The sequence below is a fragment of the Microcoleus sp. MON1_C5 genome (assembly GCF_036701875.1).
Classification (GTDB): Bacteria; Cyanobacteriota; Cyanobacteriia; order Cyanobacteriales; family Microcoleaceae; genus Microcoleus.
Map to the genome: position 1 here is coordinate 1 of NZ_JAUBRN010000090.1, position 17053 is coordinate 17053.

The following is a 17053-nucleotide window of genomic DNA, read 5'->3' on the forward strand; positions in this document are numbered from 1 at the left end:
TTTAAGTCGGGAAGTTTTTCCATTCCTTTATCTAATGTCTATCTCGTCTTCTTGTCAAGGGGGTTGAGCAATTACGATTAGCCAATCAGTCGGTAGGTGCAAATAAACCTGACCGTGTATAGTCATTTCAAAGAAGAATGAGAATATTAAAAAATCAGGTAAAATGAAAAAAAATCCTTAACCAGTTAGGAAAATGTCTTACAGCATAGATTTGAGAAAAAGAGTAGTGGATTATGTAGAAAATGGCGGTCGTATCGCCCAAGCTGCTGTCCTATTTAAGGTAGGGAGAGCAACGATATATCGGTGGTTGGGTCGGTCAGACCTTCAAGCTACAAAGGTAAAAAGACGTAAGAGAAAACTAGATTGGCAGGCCTTAGAAAAGGATGTTAAAGAGAATCCAGATGCCAGATTAATCGACAGAGCCAAGAAGTTTGGAACCAGACCCAGTGCCATATCTTATGCTCTTAAAGAAATGAAAATTACCCGAAAAAAAAAGAACTTCGTTACCTGGAGAGAAACCGAGAAGAAAGAATGAAATACTACTCTAATCTCCGAGAATTGATTAAAGTATCTGGAAGTCAAAGTGTGGTTTTTCTTGATGAATCAGGATTTGAGCCGTTTCAAGATTGTGCTTATGGCTGGTCAAAAAAAGGAAAAAAAATCTGGGGTGAAAAGTCCGGCAAACGGGGAAAAAGAGAAAATCTAGTAGCCGGAAGACGGAAAGGAGAAAAGGACTTAATTGCCCCAATGGTTTTTACGGGAAGCCTCAATGCAGAAGGCTTTGAAGGGTGGTTATCTTTATATTTATTACCCTCTCTAACAAAGCCATCTATATTAATCATGGATAATGCACCGATTCATCGAAAAACAGCGATTCGAGAACTGGTAGAGGAAACGGGTCATCAAGTTCTTTTTCTCCCGAAATATTCTCGCCTACCTGAACGATATTGAACACGATTTTAGTGCCTTAAAGCGAGCCAGAATGTATGCTCCTGCTGGCACATCTTTAGATGAACTCATCTGTGCCTACTGCGCTCAATAGTGTCTCTTTTTTATTTGAAATGACTATAACAGGATGTAAAGCGATCGCAACTTTTGCGATTACTGCGTTTCATCTCAAATCCGGTAGCATCGGAATTAATATTACCCACAGCCAGGAAACCGCCAGTGCCCAAGGCGTGTCAACTTAAGCTTTTTGTCCGCCATTCCTCCCGCCCACCCGGCAGTCCGCCAGGGAATGAATTCCCTGTCTAATAGCGAAAGTCCTCTAAAAGAGGACTAATGAATTATTCAGTCCTCTTTTAGAGGACTTTCGCTTTGAGGCAGGGGTTTCAACCCCTGTCGGACTATCGGTTTAACGAACCAAACCAGCCTATCTTCCGGAATCCCGCTCTAGCAGCGGCCAAATGTGCTAACGTACAATCAAAAATCCCCCATCTTCAACTATCGCGAGACAGATAACCGTGTTCGCTCAAGCACCTCCAACTCCCAATTACAAATGGTTTAGCTGCATTTCTAGCACTGTTTTCACCGCATTGTGCCTGTTGCCCATTTTCAGCGCTGCGGCATACGCCCAAACTCCCCAAAATAGACCGATCAAAATCGGCGTAGTGCAGCGGTTTGGTACCAAAGCAACCGACAAACTAACGCTGAAAGCATTACCGGGCGACAGCTTAACATTGAGTTACAAAACTCCTCAAGGCATAGAAACCAAAACGGCTGCTAGCGTCAAGTTAGAAATAGCCCCGAAACCGCTGGAAGCGCCATTAGTAGAAGAACGAGTTGTTCTGAGCTCCCACCGCAGTTTCGAGAGTGCAGAAGATAGCGCCAATCAGTGGCGCGCCCAGGGAATTGATGTAGAAATTGCTCAACCTTTTCGCTGGCAAGTTTGGGCGAAAAGAGATACTTACAACTCTCCATTGGTGCGGCGCTGGCTGTTGCAAAGTTTGCAAGCTCAAGGGAACACAACAGCTTTTTTGGATTCCAAAGTTTTTAAACAAGTACCCCAGGCATTTTGGGTTTTAAACGGCTTTCGCTTCAACCGCAATGAGTTGGATGTGACGGCCGGGAAAAATGTGATTGAGGTATTGGAACAAACCACCCAAGAGGCGACAGCTACTGAACCCGAAAAAGCTATTCAACAAACTCGCCGTTATGGCGGCAGTTTGCACCTGCAAAAAAATGCTTACGGCACTTATACTTTGGTGAATAAAGTGCTGACCGAAACTTATTTGCGGGGTGTTGTTCCTCACGAAATTGGGGCTTTTTCGCCTTACGCTGCGATTGTCGCTCAAACTATTTTAGCGAGAACCTACGCCCTGAGAAATTTGCGCCGGTTTGCTGTGGATAATTATGAGTTGTGCGCTGATGTTAACTGCCAAGTTTATCACGGTTTAACTGAGGTTTACCCGCAAAGTGATAAGGCGATCGCCCAAACGAGCGGTTTGGTGCTAACTTACGAAAATCAGCTAGTAGACGCGCTCTATTCCGCGTCTAGCGGCGGCGTGACAGCCTCTTTTAACGACGTGTGGCAGGGCGCGGAACGTCCATATTTGCGATCGATCGTAGATTCGCCTAATAATATTTGGGATTTGTCCAAGCAGAGTTTGTCTGACGAAAACAACCTCCGCCGCTTTATCAGTTTGGAAAAAGGGTTTAATGAGGAAAAAGAAGATACTTTTCGGTGGCGCGAACCAGCTTCTTTGACGGCGATTGCTGGATTTCTCAAACAGTATCTTCAGAAGAAACAGCACCCGCTGGCTAATCTTAAAACTGTCACTCAAGTGGAAGTAGTGGAAAGGTCGGCCGCAGGTCGAGTTTTGAAAATGAAGGTTCAAACTGACTTGGGCCCCATCGATATCGACAAAGACGAGATTCGCAATGCTTTTTACCCGCCGATCAGCACGCTTTTTTACCTAGAACCAATTTACAATCCAGACAAAACTCTCAACGGTTATGCTTTTGTCGGAGGCGGCTTCGGACACGGGGTGGGAATGAGTCAGACTGGTTCTTACAATTTGGCTAATTTGGGCTGGAACGGATCTCAAATTCTGGGCTTTTATTTTCCCGGCGCTCAAGTTGTGCCGCTCAGCGATAACATTACGTTTTGGCGCGAATAGTCGATCGCAGTCGGCCTAAGACTCGGCGATTTAAATCATCGCCACTACACAAACAAAGCCCGCCTTTGCGGACTAAATATCAGCCGTAAAACTTTTAGATTTTAGACTTGGGATTCTAGATTGGTTTCACAGTTAATCTAAAATCTGCCATCTAAAATCTAAAATTATTTGGTCAGCTATCTGCTCCAACAGCTATGAATTCATAGCTGGGAGTGACAGACTGCTGGCGGCTTTGTTGCAATGTTAGACACAGAAACCCGGTTTCTTAACATAATTGCCGTATTTCAGCTTAATTCTGGAAACGAGAAACCGGGTTTCTTAGGGTATCACGCAGAGCGTCCTTTCTTAGTAGAGCGCTTCTTCTTGGTGAGTTTCGATCGTACAGTCAGACTTGGGATAGGCGACGCAGGTGAGGACAAATCCGGCCTCGATTTGGTCATCGTCCAAGAAAGATTGGTCGGATTGGTCAACTTCGCCTTTGGTGATTTTGCCGGCGCAGGTGGAGCAAGCTCCAGCGCGGCAAGAGTAGGGGAGGTCGAGTCCTGCTTCTTCAGCAGCATCAAGAATGTAAGTATCGTCATCAACGTCAATGGTCTGGTTAATTCCTTCGGCTTCGCTGATGAGGGTAACTTTGTAAGTTGCCATGCACTAAATCCTCTCAAAAATTCAACAAGATTGATAATTTTTCCTAATGCAAACTTCAAGGCTCTATTAGCTTTGAGGTTAGGTCTTAGGTTCGTTCCCTCTATGATAGTAGGGGATAGAAGGGAGGTTGACACACTTATTTACAAAACATTTGAATGGGATTAGTTATAACTTTTTCTAATTTCATCTTGATTACTTATACCTATCTTGGGTTCAGCCTTGTGATACTGTTGCCGCAAGACTTGCGCTAAATAATCCGGTTTCTAGGAAAAATCCTGTTTTGAGCCCTACAGCACAAAAACCCTGTTGTTGGTATGCGGTGTGTCGATCGAGTTTCAGCAAGACTGGCTGCAAGGCAAGTCCCTGCAGGCGGTGAAATGTATAGTGAGATCGCATCAAGACTTGGGGGTTGAAGGCTCGATCGAATAAATCGCACCACAACCACAGCTTAAAATCGGGGCGATAGAACCCTAAAGCCCTGCACCGCAAGTCTGTAACTATCTAAAATCTTAAATCTCAAATCCCATGACTAATATTGATACTCGCTTTGGTTTTTCGGTTAATTCTCCAATTCGCGTGGGCATTGTAGGTACTGGTTTTGCCGCTAAGTTGAGGGCCGAGACAATTCAAGCTGATGGGCGATCGCACTTAGTAGCGGTTGCTGGCCACAGCCCAGAGAAAACCGCAGCATTTTGTCAAGGATTCGGGGCAGAAGCTGCGGTTTCTTGGCGCAAGCTGGTAGAAAGAGACGATTTAGATTTGGTTATTGTCTGTACGGTGAACCGAGATCACGGGGCGATCGTCCTGGCCGCGCTAGAAAATGACAAGCACGTTGTGGTCGAATATCCTCTATCTTTAGACGTATCTGAAGCAGAAAGGGCGATCGAACTTGCCGCCCAAAAGCAAAAACTCCTCCACATCGAACACATCGAACTGTTAGGCGGTTTGCACCAAGCAATCAAAGAATCTTTGCCATTAATCGGTAAAGTTTTTTACGCCCGCTACCTTACTATTACTCCTCAACATCCAGCCCCGCAGCGGTGGACTTATCAACATTCCCTCTTTGGCTTTCCGTTAGTTGGTGCAATTTCGCGACTGCACCGATTTACCGATTTGTTCGGGGAAGTAACAACAGTTAACTGTCAAGCTCAATTTTGGGACACTCAGCCGGATTTCTACAAAGCTTGTTTGTGCAACGCACAGTTGCGCTTTGCCAATGGCATTGTGGCTGAAGCTGTTTATGGAAAAGGAGAGACTTTTTGGCAGTCGGAAAACATTTTTACCATCTACGGAGAAGCAGGAACGCTGGTTTTTACTCCTGAATCCGGTCAATTAATTCAGGGAGAAAATCGGCAGAACATCAAAGTAGGGACGCGGCGCGGTTTGTTTGCCAAAGACACCGATGTGGTGTTGGAATATTTGTCAAACGGTACGCCTTTGTACGTGAATAATGCCAGTAGCTTGTACGCTTTGAAAGTGGCAGACGCTGCGAGGCGAGCGAGCGAGACTGGGCAAAATGTGGCGTTAAGGAGTGCGTAAGTCCTCGAATGCTTCCTTTATCTATTAGCCGGCTCAGGCGGACGAGAGTTTGACTTGCAGAGCGGTTTCAACCACCTCTTTCATAAAGGAGGTAAAGAACTTTTAACTCGCTCTATATTGGAGAGTCAATGAAATCCTACTGGGAAAATCTTCACTTAAATTCAGAAACTATAGGCTTAATCTACGGTTTTTTGGGTGTAGTTGGATTTAGCTTGACCTTACCGGCAACCAGAGCCGCTGTGATAGATTTAGACCCGCTTTTTGTAGGTTTAGGACGCGGATTAGTAGCAGCTATACTAGCAGCCTTTACTCTGCGGATAACGCATCAACCCATTCCCTCAAAACAGCAACTTGGGAGTTTATTAGTTGTCGGATTGGGAGTTGTTTTGGGATTTCCGGTACTATCGGCTTGGGCAATGCAGCAAGTACCTGCCGCCCACGGTGCTGTGGTGTTAGGATTGTTGCCTTTAGCAACAGCGATAGCAGGGTTTTTGCGAGCTGGCGATCGCCCTGATTTCAGCTTTTGGATTGCTAGCATTGTCGGTAGTACAACCGTTGTTGTTTTTGGAATTATTAGTGGCGCTGGACAGCTTCATCCCGCAGATTTAGCTTTGTTTGGAGCTGTAATTGCTGCTGCTTTTGGCTATGCTGAAGGTGGGCGATTAGCTTTGAGTTTAGGTGGATGGCAAGTGATCTGTTGGGCATTGGTGATTGTAGCTCCTTTCGAGGTTTTGCCAACAATATTTGTGGTATTAAAACAAGGGTTGATAGCTTCACCGATAGCCTGGTTCGGTTTTGCTTATGTGAGTGTTGTTAGTCAATTTATCGCATTTTTTGCCTGGTATCACGGTATGGCAATTGGTGGAGTTGCACGGGTAGGCCAAATTCAGTTATTGCAACCATTTTTGACGCTTTTAGCTTCGGCAATGTTGCTCGGTGAAACTCTGGAGCCGATCGCCCTAGTCACGGCCTGTTTGGTTGTTGCTAGCGTAGCTGCGGGTAAAAAAGCATCAATTAAGCGGGCAGAAGATTTGTGAGGCGATCGTTTTCTCAACAGGCTGCTGAGTCCAATCATTGACTTTCACATATCGATTCCATCTAACGACAGATGTAAAGGTGGGACTATTTCTCTTCAATACTAGCAATCAACTGAATTTTTAAGAGAAAAGTAATGTTAGATATTGATGAAATGAGCTCAAAAGAAATACACGAGCTGCTACACCAAGTAGGATACGGTCATCTGGGCTGCATACACGAAGGCAAACCCTACGTGATGCCAATGAATTATTATCTCGAAGGTTCGGACATCTACCTGTTTACAACCGAAGGCATGAAGACTCATGACATAGAGGCGAATCCAGAAATCTGCCTACAGGTTGAAGAAATACACGATCCGCTTCATTGGCGCAGCGTGATTGTGAATGGTCGAGCCTCCCGCCTCACAGTTCAGGAAGACATCGATCGGGCAATGCACCTGATCAAAGAGCGCAATCCAACGCTGTCACCTGCTATCAATCGAACCTGGATTGATGCTCAGGGACGTTCCGAAGTGATCGCAATCTACCGCATTGATGCGAGTGAAATGAGCGGACGCACGACTGATGGAGTCAGCAGTCGCTAAGAACGGAGATACCTCAAACGTTCTAGCAGGAATGAATTTTATGCGATCGTCATTGATGCAGATGCCATTGTTATTGAGCAGCCCGGTGATTTTGAGGTGAATGAAATGATCGTCCGTCCGACACGTCAAGAAATTGAGAGTAATAGGAAAACATCATGAAACAGCGAAAACTCGGTAATCAAGGATTAGTGGTTTCGGAACTAGGACTCGGCTGTATGGGGATGTCCGAGTTCTACGGCATAGCCGATGAGTCAGAATCGATCGCCACCATTCATCGCGCCTTAGAGCTAGGCGTAACTTTGCTTGACACGGCTGATATGTACGGTGTTGGTCACAATGAGGAGTTGGTCGGCAAAGCAATTAAAGGGCATCGAGATCGAGTCATCATCGCCACCAAGTTTGGCAATGTACGCGGTAGCGACGGCAGCTTTAAGGGCGTGAATGGCAAACCCGAATATGTCCGCTCTTGCTGTGATGCCAGTCTCAAGCGTCTGGGCGTAGATACGATCGATCTTTACTATCAGCACCGAGTCGATCCAAACACTCCCATCGAAGAAACCGTAGGCGCAATGGCGAAGCTCGTCCAAGCTGGGAAAGTTCGCTACCTTGGCCTTTCCGAAGCCGCGAGCGCCACGATCCGCCGTGCCCAAGCAGTCCATCCTATTTCAGCACTCCAGACTGAATATTCGCTCTGGAGTCGGGAGCCAGAAGCCGAGATTTTGCCCACCTGCCGAGAGCTAGGGATTGGGTTTGTGCCTTATAGCCCTCTGGGGCGTGGGTTTCTCACAGGCAAAATCAAGAGCCTCGACACATTATCTGAGGGAGACTATCGGGCCCAGCGATATCCTCGCTTTCAAGGCGATAATCTCCAGCAAAATCTGGAATTAGTCGAGCAGATAGAGCAGATGGCAGCCGCTAAGGGTATCAAAGCTGGACAGTTAGCCCTGGCTTGGGTGTTAGCGCAGGGCGACGACATTGTGCCAATTCCAGGCACCAAACGCCGCACATATTTAGAAGAAAACATTGCAGCGGCTGCTGTGACGCTGACTCCAGCAGAACTAGACCAGCTCGCCAAAGCCCTGCCATTAGGAATTGCGGTGGGCGATCGCTACCCCGATATGAGTACCGTCAATCGTTAGGAATTGGGGCGAGTAAAGTATTCTTAACTACGGCTAATTTTTTGATTCAGGAGCGATAAATCATGTCAAAACTTATTGTTTGGGGAACACCCGTCAGTACCTATGTCCGTACCGTCCGGCTGCTGCTTGAGGAAATAGGCGCAGACTATACCCTCCAAAGCGTTGATATCTTCAATGGTGAAAGCCAGTCCCCAGAGTACCTTGCTAAGAATCCCTTTGGTAAAATCCCCACCCTTGAAGTAAATGGGGAACTGCTCTACGAAACGGCTGCTATTACCGAATACCTGGATGCCACTTTAGGCGATCGCAAATTTAGCTTTTCCGATCCAATGCTTCAAGCTCGGATGCGTCAAATCATGGCGATTATTGATAGCTATTTCTATGGCCCTGCGATTACCACCATTGTGATTCAGCGATTGATTGTGCCGAGTCAGGGGGGTAACACAGATGAGGCTAAAGTCAAAAATGCGATCGCGCCTGCACAAAAGGCTATAGAGGCGATCGAGTCGCTAGCTACGCCTAGCCCCTATCTGCTCGGCAGCCAAGCGAGCATTGCTGATTTCTATCTGATTCCTATCTTTATCTACTTTTCCCAAACTCCAGAATTTGAAGTGATTACCGCTCAAACGCCAAAACTACGGACGTGGTGGGATCAGGTTAGCCAGTTGCCCAACGTCAAAAAAGTGTGCGCGTAATTGCACTCAAGATGAAGCGGTTTTAGGGGAACAAATCAGCGTGTCGGCTCCCGATGGTAGCGTAACAATGAAAATTATGTCAGTCTTGACGGTTTTAATCGGTCAAGAACCGACTTGAGGAAGTTTAATGCAAGCCGATCAATGCAGTGGAGATTGCTGGGCTTGCAATTTGTAGATAATGCCGATGCCCATCCTAGGACTGATGGAGTGGAGGTGTTTACCAAGCAGGAACACTTTGTCAGGGACTATAGCAAAAGCATAGGTCAGGAATGGAGTTCTAAGGGATATACCGTAGATAAATTTCGCTATCCAGACGAGCTGCGGCTACCAGAAACCTTACATGGGGCTACCTCGGTCTTCGTGCGTCGCATTCAGGGAAAGCGTTTTCTTTATCTCACCGGAATGTTTGTCGATTATATCGAGAACTTTGTGTTGAACGTCTAATTGAGATTGTACTTAATATTAATGCCTATAGGGGTGTGAATCGGCTTTTCATCCCATGAGGGGCGGTCGAGATTGTTGAAGACGTGCGACGCTATTTGATTGCCAATAGATGTAGCGTTTGAAAACTGATACTCATGTTAAAAAAATTAAAAACCATTACTCTTTCCACTCTTCTGGCATTAGGAACAGCTACGCTGGGTTCTACTGCACCTCTCCCTAGTCCTAATAATCAAGGGGATTATAGGGGAAGATCTGATCATACTTATTGGGAAGTAGTAGACCCAGACCCAAAGGGGTTAAATTGTCGTATGAATTCTTCTTTTGAAGAATTTATGCGTGTTGACAACCGCACTCCATTTGATGTTTTTAATTGGTCTGTAGTTGGTGTTTTAAAACAGGGACAGCGTTTTGAAAGCTTTCCTGGAAATGCTGGTGTTACTTTCCTGGATACCAGGGGTTTACCTTGGCTTTTTGTAGGAAAAAACTACACTGCTGGTGCGGCGCAAGGTTGTTTTATTCGCGCTAATAGTCAATTTGTCAAACCAATACAGATGTCACCGACTCGCGTACAACCTCAAGCGAGTCAACCGCTAACAACAAGTTCTACAGCACTCCCGATGGAGCTTGGTTTTGACGAAGGATTTGGATCGATTGTAGTACCAGAAAGCGATACCACAGCATCGGCGTATGGAGGACGCTTAAGGCGATATGACGTTCACATTGCCAAAATGTTTGAAGTCACCCACTTTATGTGTCAACAAGAGAATTTAACACCCGGTATTACTTGGAATTACGCGGCTGGAGCTGGCAGGATTAATATGGGAAGTTTTGAAATAACCTGCCGACTTGCTAATCAAATAGCTAGCGCCTATGGTTTAGGTAAGTCGGAACCTACGAATGTGACTTTTTCGGCTGGTGAAGTAGGTCGCCCCGCTGTCAGAAGTTTCAATATTCCCATCCTAGATATTACAGGTGATAAAGTACCACGCTGGGTGAGTTTTGTGCAGGGATTTCAGCCAGTGAGAAGGTAGGGCGAACACAGATAATATGCTCTACTGTCACTTAGAGCAATGTACCTTAATAAGATAGTTGAGAGGACTTTATGAATATAGATGAAAACGAACTGAAACAACTTTATGCAGAAGGCAGAAGAGATTTTCATGGTTGTGACTTAAGGGATGCTGATTTGACAGAAATTGATCTGAGCTTTGCTAATCTAAGTGGTGCAAATTTGAGCAATGCAAACTTAAATTATAGCAATCTAAGCTATACTAATTTAATCAGCGCCCAATTAAGAGGGGCATCTCTTATAGGGGCTAATCTGAAATGGTCAGATATTATTTATGCAGACTTGAGAGATGCAAATCTTGAAGGAGCAGACCTAGAGTGGGCTAATCTTAGAAGCGCTAAGCTTACCAATGCTAAGTACCAAACAGTAAAAAATATCGAAACGGCTGATATAACCGATGCTATAGGAGTAGAAAAAGTAATTAAAAAAATCGAAAAAAGCGATATGATTCAGTTAAATTTATTTGCAGAATACCCAATTAAACCCATTAACAGAACATTAAAATGTGAACCAAAGTATCAAGATAGTTTCCAGAAAAAATATCCACCAGCTTTATTACCAAAGATTTCAAGACATACTAAAATGCAGGGAATTCTGGCACAGATAGGACAAAAATTAGGCTATAGAGTATGGATTGCTCGAAACGATCACTCAAAGGACTATAGATTCGGAGAGTATAGCTTCGGGGACGATACTTTCGAGGACTCTAGATTCGGTAAACTTAAAGAATTAACAATGGAAGGATTCTCTATTGGTGGATTAGAAAAACAAGTTGAAAAAATTAGTAAATTAATTGATGTAATATGGCTAAATGAAAAGGATCAGTTTAAAGTAGTAGCATTATTTGAAATTGAATGCACTATTGCTATCCACTCTGGGCTATTGCGTATGGGTGATTTTGTGGTTAATGTAAAATTAAATCCCGTAACATTTATAGATCCCAATTTTCCAATTTATGTCGTAATTCCTGAAAAAAGAAAAAAACATTTACAATCCCAATTATCTCGACCAATATTTCAATATCTTGAATTGCACAAAAGTTGTGAAGGTATTAATATAGAAGATATAGAGAGGTGTTGGGAAAATATTATCAAGCATAAAATAAATATCCAGCAAGAAATCAAGCCGAATATTATTGATCTTATAGCTTTGAGCAATTTTATCGAGTCTAAAAAAAGTTTTTAAATTTTATGTGATTGGTCAATCAAAGCGTGGAGTGGTTTATATTGCGGTAATCCCTCTAATATTTAAGCATCTGTGCAAATTAAATCTTCTATAACCTATGGGTAATTTCACCCGATCGCAAAGCAATTAAACCAGAGAATTACTCTTTTCTATTCTACATCGATCGCATAAAAGCATTCACCGCATCATATTGATCTGCCATCCGCGAATAGAACTCGATCGATCGCAAATCCAACTCCGGCAACAGTTCGCTCTTACTCACCAACTCATATCCCGTTGGACGCAAGCAATAAACCGAAATTACACCATCCTCCCAAAACCAAACCTCCTGCACTCCCACCCGACGATAGATTTCCAGCGTATCAATTCCACCACTCGTCACCGTCACCTCGATCGCCAAATCTGGAACTGACTTGCGCGTACCCAAACAGTAAGACTCATCTGGTTCCTTCCGTGCGCCCAATTCCTTTATCCCAATGGTTGTACTGCCGCGCCCGTAGAAACGAATATTTCTGATCCGCATATAAATTTCTAAAAGCTGACCTAAAGTGTTTCTAGGCTCTTCATGGGCCTCAGATAAAGGAGCCATAATTTCTAAACACCCATCCAAATAAGTTAAACGCGCCCCAGTTTCAGCCAAATCTGCATCCAACTTTTCCAGAGTCTCCCATGTCACGTTTGACAGGAAGGCCGCACCTGTACCCAATCCTGCTTTAGAAATTGCGACAACCATCGGACTTACCTTTTACGCTCATTTTTCCATAATATACGACTTCAAAAAGTTGGAGTCTGTAGTCAACTGTTGACTGTTGACTGTTGACTGTTAGCCGATAAAAATATTTTTCCCCAAACAAAAAGCGCCCCTATTTCTAGGAGCGCTTGAGGTCAATCAAAAGCTAAAATTTAGCCGTTGATAGAAGGAGCAACCATTGCTACAGGAGTTGTAACACCTGCAGCCAAGTCGAGAGGGAAGTTGTGAGCATTGCGCTCGTGCATTACTTCCATACCCAAGTTAGCGCGGTTGATCACATCAGCCCAAGTATTGATAACGCGACCTTGCGAGTCGATAATCGATTGGTTGAAGTTGAAACCGTTCAAGTTGAAAGCCATCGTGGAGATACCCAAAGCGGTAAACCAGATGCCGACTACTGGCCATGCACCTAACAAGAAGTGCAAAGAACGGCTGTTGTTGAATGAAGCGTATTGGAAAATCAAACGACCGAAGTAGCCGTGGGCTGCAACGATGTTGTAGGTTTCTTCTTCTTGACCGAATTTGTAACCGTAGTTTTGCGATTCGGTTTCGGTTGTTTCGCGAACCAAGGAAGAGGTAACTAAAGAACCGTGCATGGCGGAGAACAAGCTACCACCGAAGACACCAGCAACTCCCAACATGTGGAACGGGTGCATCAGGATGTTGTGCTCGGCTTGGAACACGATCATGAAGTTAAATGTACCGGAGATACCCAAAGGCATACCGTCAGAGAAAGAACCTTGTCCAATTGGGTAGATCAAGAATACTGCGGTTGCTGCTGCAACTGGTGCAGAGTAAGCGACGCAGATCCAAGGACGCATACCTAAGCGGTAGGACAATTCCCATTCGCGACCCATGTAGCAAAATACACCGATCAGGAAGTGGAAAATTACCAATTGGTAAGGGCCGCCGTTGTACAACCACTCATCAAGGGAAGCTGCTTCCCAGATTGGGTAGAAGTGTAAGCCGATGGCGTTAGATGAAGGAACAACAGCACCTGTGATGATGTTGTTACCGTACATCAAGGAACCTGCTACTGGTTCGCGGATGCCGTCGATGTCCACGGGAGGGGCAGCGATGAAGGCGATGATGTAGCAGATGGTGGCGCTAAGCAAGGTAGGAATCATCAAGACGCCGAACCAACCTACATAAATGCGGTTGTCTGTGCTTGTGACCCACTCACAAAAGCGTTCCCAGACATTGGCGCTTTCGCGCTGCTGTAAGGTTGTTGTCATTTGTTTATGATTGCTTTATTTGGTTTTCAATGTTCGTGACGGCTTTATGTTCCGCCATGTAAATAAACATAAAGCCTATTCTAAGGTTTGTAAAGTATTTTAACAACAGATTAACTAATGAATAGTATAAGTTGAACTTATCAAACTTAATAAAACTGGATAAACAGGTAAGAATGCACAAAAAAGTATGTAAAGCCTGGAAGCGCGTCGCCTTCAGGCATGGAAATATTAAGATACAGACTTTTGCTGGCTAGGTATCATAATGAGAGCCCAATAGGGAACTTCAGCGGGCTCGACATCTGCGATCGCCCGAATTCGCTGATTCGGCATAGTTGCGCGTTCTATATACAGTGCTCGATCGAACTGTCCCAACTCAATCAGTACGTCCCGGACTTTCGCAAAATGCCGGCCCAGCTTAATAATCACAGCAGCATCAACAACCGCCAGTCGATCGCGCAAAACCTCAGCATCCAGCGTCGCAGGCATAATACTTAACACATCGTTACGATAAGTCAGCGGCACTCCCAACGCAGCCGCACTCGCCATTGTCGAAGAAATTCCCGGCACAACTTCAGTGGTAAATGTCCCCGACAAACGGTTGAATAGATACATAAACGAACCGTAGAGAAAAGGTTCGCCCTCACATAGCACCGCCACATCCCGCCCCTCGCTCAGATGTGCGGCAATTTTCTCCGCAGCAATATCATAATAAGGTTGAGACGATCGCGTCGGACTAAAAGGCAACGGCATCGGAATCTCAATTTGCTCCGGGCGCAGATAATCTGCGACGATCGCCCGCGCCAGCACCTTACCATTTTCCATCGCCGGATAGGCAATCACCGGCACCGATTGCAAAATCCGATAAGCTTTCAAAGTAATCAACTCTGGATCGCCAGGGCCAATACCCAAACCGTACAATTTACCACTAGCCTTAGTCATAATTCATCCTTTTTCGCTAACGCATTCACGGCCGCCGTTGCCATTGCACTGCCACCGCGCCGCCCGTGCAACGTAATAAATGGCACTCCCCGACTGTTGACGGCCAGTTCGGCTTTGGATTCGGCGGCCCCGACAAATCCTACCGGGAAACCCAAAATTAAAGCCGGTTTGGGTGCTCCGGCATCCAGCATTTCCAGTAGTCGGAACAAAGCAGTCGGGGCATTGCCGATCGCCACAACCGCACCCTGCAAGTTGTCCAGCCATAAATCAAGGGCCGCGGCAGATCGAGTATTTCCTATTTGCCGCGCCAACTCCGGGATTTCGGAATGCCAGAGGGTGCAAATCACCGGATTGTCAGCCGGAAGGCGTTTGCGAGTGATGCCTTCAGCCACCATCCGGGCATCGCACAGAATCGGCGCACCTGTGGCGAGGGCTTGGCGTCCGCAGGTGGCTGCACCGGGGGAAGCTGCTAAATCTGCAACAATATCGGTCATGCCGCAACTGTGAATTAGTCGCACGGCTACCGATTCTAAATCGGGCGGCAAGCTTGACAAATCTGCTTCGGCTCGAATTGTGGCGAAGGATTTGGTGTAGATTTCTGTTCCGTCTCGAATGTAGTCAATCATTGTTTAAAACTGCTATGGGAATTTTGTGGAATTTGTGAAATAGATTTTTTGAATGAACCGCGAAGGCGCGAAGGACGCGAAGGAAGAAATCTCAAGAGAGATAGAAAGAGAAATGCTTAAAATTTGTCTGTTTTTATGGGATATTTTTTCACTTTCAATTCCAATTTTCGGTGCTCCCCAACTCCTGCAATTGGTCGATCGCCTGCCGATCGACAAACTCACCCAATGACTCCACAGGCTCTCGAAACCGCTGATACACTCGCAACATTCGCTCGATCGCATCGGGCATCTCGATCGCACTCACCGCCTGAAAAATTTTTCGTCCGAAGGGCAAATCTTTTCTACCCGCATAAATGTCGTAACCTTTGATCGTCTCGTCTCCTCGCTCAATCTGAATTCCTACCAGCGTGATATCAATGGGCTGGTGCTGGGCGCAGGACTTTTGGCAACCGCTGAAATGAATGTTAATCGGCAGGTCGATCGTCAATTTTTGCGCTAAATCCCTCACCATTGCTAGGGCGTCACTTTGAGTATCTGTCGCCGCCGACGCACAGCCACTGCTGCCGGCACAAGCCACCAAGCACGAATCTAGGCGAGTCGCCGACGAGTGCAATCCCAAATCGGCGACTTGCTGTTTTACCTCAAAAAGCTGGGAGTTGGGGATATCAGAAATTAGCAGATTTTGCCACGGCGTAAGTCTCAGGGTACCGCTGGCTAGCTTTTGGGCTAAATTCGCCAAATTCCGCAGTTGCTTTGATTCTAGCCTACCGAGAGGCAGTGCAATTCCCATGTAGGAGAAACCGGACTGTCGTTGAGGATGAATGCCGAAATGTCGGTGATCGGGGAGGGATTTTTCAGATGAGGCATCTTGACTGTTTTTGGGAAAGGTGCAAGATGTGAACTGCCATAAAAATGGTAAATTCTGCTGTACCCTTTCTAGATAACTTTCAGCGCCCCAATCTGCCAGCAGGTGACGCAAACGCGGTTTTTTGCCATCAATTCGAGGTCGATTTTTGGTGTATTCAAGATAGGTGCTAGCGAGGGCGGCTAATACGGAAATACATTGCGATTCTTGGATTAAAATTCCTGTATCGCCGTTTAAATGCAGCCTAAAAACGATTTCTGATTGGGTTGAACGACCGAATGCAGCTAATAAAATATCGTTGCGTAAAGCCTGGATCGAAACCGATTCCCCGCCGTCGAAGCCAATACTGAACTTAGGCGAAAGTTCCGACAACTCGGAATGTGTTTGCAGGTAATCATCCCAAGCTTTGACTAGCGGGCGAGTATCCAGTAACTGCTGGCGATCGATCCCTGCTGTCGGACTTGCCATAATATTGCGAATTGGGTCAACTTCAACGCGGCGAGACGCTATCCCCAATTCCTGCAAGCGGTTCCAGACTTCCGGGGCAATTTCCGAGTTCACTTCTCGGATTTGCAAATTTGCCCGATTTGTCACTTGCAAACAGCCGGTACTGTATTGATCGGCCAAATCGGCGATCGTCCAACACTGCTGCGCGTTTAAAATTCCCCCCGGAATCCGCATTCTCGATAAAACTCCGTCTCGGGCTTGGGAACCGTAAAATAAACCCGGACAAGTCGGCAAATCAGTCAAAGGTAACAAATAATCTCCTCCCCGTGCTACGCAGGGAATCCAAAAGTAAACGCCCACAAAGCGCCCCCGAAATCGGCATTCTGACTTTTACAGTTGCGGCACAGCGCCGGAATTGCACCGGACTTTCCCGCTTTCAGGTTTTAGAAAGGTATCACGACCTGACCGACAGAAAGCAAAACCCTCAACTTTCTTAACAAAACTTCTGGCGATCGCCCACCCCTGTCTTTTCATCAGCTTTCCTAATCGCAGTCATCAGTTTAACTGTCGCTCAACCCCTTTACAAACCTTAACAACACCGTTAATAATATAAACATCATCCGAACATTGACAACCAAATACAGCAATCATAAAACCATGACAACAACCTTACAGCAGCGCGAAAGCGCCAATGTCTGGGAACGCTTTTGTGAGTGGGTCACAAGCACAGACAA

General features: G+C 45.7%; 19 protein-coding genes and 1 riboswitch. Of the genes, 12 read left to right on the plus strand and 7 right to left on the minus strand.

Features of this window, described 5'->3' with window-relative positions:
- Window positions 1-193 precede the first annotated feature (193 nt).
- The 4 genes from QUA71_RS27060 (at window position 194) to QUA71_RS27075 (ending at window position 3119) form a co-directional block, all read left to right on the plus strand.
- The gene (locus tag QUA71_RS27060) at window positions 194-535 is read left to right on the plus strand and encodes an IS630 transposase-related protein (RefSeq protein ID WP_333289856.1); all 342 of its coding nucleotides are present in this window, start codon (window positions 194-196) and stop codon (window positions 533-535) included.
- On the plus strand, window positions 532-951 hold the full coding sequence (locus QUA71_RS27065) for a transposase (protein WP_333289858.1): 420 nt from the start codon (window positions 532-534) through the stop codon (window positions 949-951). Before QUA71_RS27060 ends, QUA71_RS27065 begins: the two co-directional genes overlap by 4 nt.
- Before the next feature lie 59 nt (window positions 952-1010).
- Window positions 1011-1190 (plus strand): hypothetical protein, encoded by a 180-nt coding sequence (locus QUA71_RS27070; RefSeq protein ID WP_333289860.1) that lies wholly within the window; start codon window positions 1011-1013, stop codon window positions 1188-1190.
- A gap of 273 nt (window positions 1191-1463) precedes the next feature.
- Window positions 1464-3119, plus strand: coding sequence for a SpoIID/LytB domain-containing protein (locus QUA71_RS27075; protein ID WP_333289862.1), 1656 nt, complete (start codon window positions 1464-1466; stop codon window positions 3117-3119).
- A gap of 345 nt (window positions 3120-3464) precedes the next feature.
- Here QUA71_RS27075 and QUA71_RS27080 read toward each other — a convergent pair whose 3' ends face one another.
- Window positions 3465-3764, minus strand: coding sequence for a ferredoxin (locus QUA71_RS27080; protein WP_190663602.1), 300 nt, complete (start codon window positions 3762-3764; stop codon window positions 3465-3467).
- Between the two features lie 213 nt (window positions 3765-3977).
- Complete coding sequence (locus tag QUA71_RS27085) at window positions 3978-4205, minus strand: hypothetical protein (protein ID WP_333289864.1); 228 nt, start codon at window positions 4203-4205, stop codon at window positions 3978-3980.
- An 84-nt stretch (window positions 4206-4289) separates the two neighbouring features.
- Between QUA71_RS27085 and QUA71_RS27090 the strand changes: the two genes are divergently transcribed.
- From QUA71_RS27090 to QUA71_RS27125, 8 genes are all read left to right on the plus strand, one after another.
- Window positions 4290-5303, plus strand: coding sequence for a Gfo/Idh/MocA family oxidoreductase (locus QUA71_RS27090; protein WP_333289866.1), 1014 nt, complete (start codon window positions 4290-4292; stop codon window positions 5301-5303).
- 128 nt (window positions 5304-5431) lie between these two features.
- Window positions 5432-6340 carry a DMT family transporter gene (locus tag QUA71_RS27095; RefSeq protein ID WP_333289868.1) on the plus strand — a complete coding sequence of 303 codons (909 nt, stop codon included), beginning with the start codon at window positions 5432-5434 and terminating at the stop codon, window positions 6338-6340.
- Window positions 6341-6492: 152 nt separating this feature from the next.
- Window positions 6493-6924 carry a pyridoxamine 5'-phosphate oxidase family protein gene (locus tag QUA71_RS27100; protein WP_333289870.1) on the plus strand — a complete coding sequence of 144 codons (432 nt, stop codon included), beginning with the start codon at window positions 6493-6495 and terminating at the stop codon, window positions 6922-6924.
- A gap of 155 nt (window positions 6925-7079) precedes the next feature.
- Window positions 7080-8063, plus strand: a complete 984-nt coding sequence (locus QUA71_RS27105; RefSeq protein WP_333289872.1) for an aldo/keto reductase — start codon at window positions 7080-7082, stop codon at window positions 8061-8063.
- 62 nt (window positions 8064-8125) lie between these two features.
- Complete coding sequence (locus tag QUA71_RS27110) at window positions 8126-8758, plus strand: glutathione S-transferase family protein (protein ID WP_006633385.1); 633 nt, start codon at window positions 8126-8128, stop codon at window positions 8756-8758.
- A gap of 141 nt (window positions 8759-8899) precedes the next feature.
- Window positions 8900-9202 (plus strand): hypothetical protein, encoded by a 303-nt coding sequence (locus QUA71_RS27115; protein WP_333289874.1) that lies wholly within the window; start codon window positions 8900-8902, stop codon window positions 9200-9202.
- Between the two features lie 134 nt (window positions 9203-9336).
- Window positions 9337-10233: a hypothetical protein gene (locus tag QUA71_RS27120; protein WP_333289876.1), complete on the plus strand. Its 897-nt coding sequence runs from the start codon at window positions 9337-9339 to the stop codon at window positions 10231-10233.
- A gap of 71 nt (window positions 10234-10304) precedes the next feature.
- Complete coding sequence (locus QUA71_RS27125) at window positions 10305-11456, plus strand: pentapeptide repeat-containing protein (RefSeq protein ID WP_333289878.1); 1152 nt, start codon at window positions 10305-10307, stop codon at window positions 11454-11456.
- A gap of 154 nt (window positions 11457-11610) precedes the next feature.
- On the opposite strand, the gene QUA71_RS27130 is transcribed toward QUA71_RS27125, so the two are convergent.
- From QUA71_RS27130 to cobG, 5 genes are all read right to left on the minus strand, one after another.
- A complete protein-coding gene (locus tag QUA71_RS27130; protein WP_333289880.1) occupies window positions 11611-12189 on the minus strand; it encodes a Uma2 family endonuclease in 579 nt (192 codons plus the stop codon).
- A 170-nt stretch (window positions 12190-12359) separates the two neighbouring features.
- On the minus strand, window positions 12360-13442 hold the full coding sequence (psbA, locus tag QUA71_RS27135) for a photosystem II q(b) protein (RefSeq protein ID WP_242728607.1): 1083 nt from the start codon (window positions 13440-13442) through the stop codon (window positions 12360-12362).
- 228 nt (window positions 13443-13670) lie between these two features.
- Window positions 13671-14381 (minus strand): precorrin-2 C(20)-methyltransferase, encoded by a 711-nt coding sequence (locus QUA71_RS27140; RefSeq protein ID WP_190655452.1) that lies wholly within the window; start codon window positions 14379-14381, stop codon window positions 13671-13673.
- Window positions 14378-15007, minus strand: coding sequence for a precorrin-8X methylmutase (locus QUA71_RS27145; protein ID WP_333289883.1), 630 nt, complete (start codon window positions 15005-15007; stop codon window positions 14378-14380). Before QUA71_RS27145 ends, QUA71_RS27140 begins: the two co-directional genes overlap by 4 nt.
- Before the next feature lie 154 nt (window positions 15008-15161).
- Window positions 15162-16679: a precorrin-3B synthase gene (cobG, locus tag QUA71_RS27150; RefSeq protein ID WP_333289885.1), complete on the minus strand. Its 1518-nt coding sequence runs from the start codon at window positions 16677-16679 to the stop codon at window positions 15162-15164.
- Window positions 16680-16687: 8 nt separating this feature from the next.
- Window positions 16688-16767: riboswitch (adenosylcobalamin-variant (AdoCbl-variant) riboswitch) on the minus strand.
- Window positions 16768-17053 lie beyond the last annotated feature (286 nt).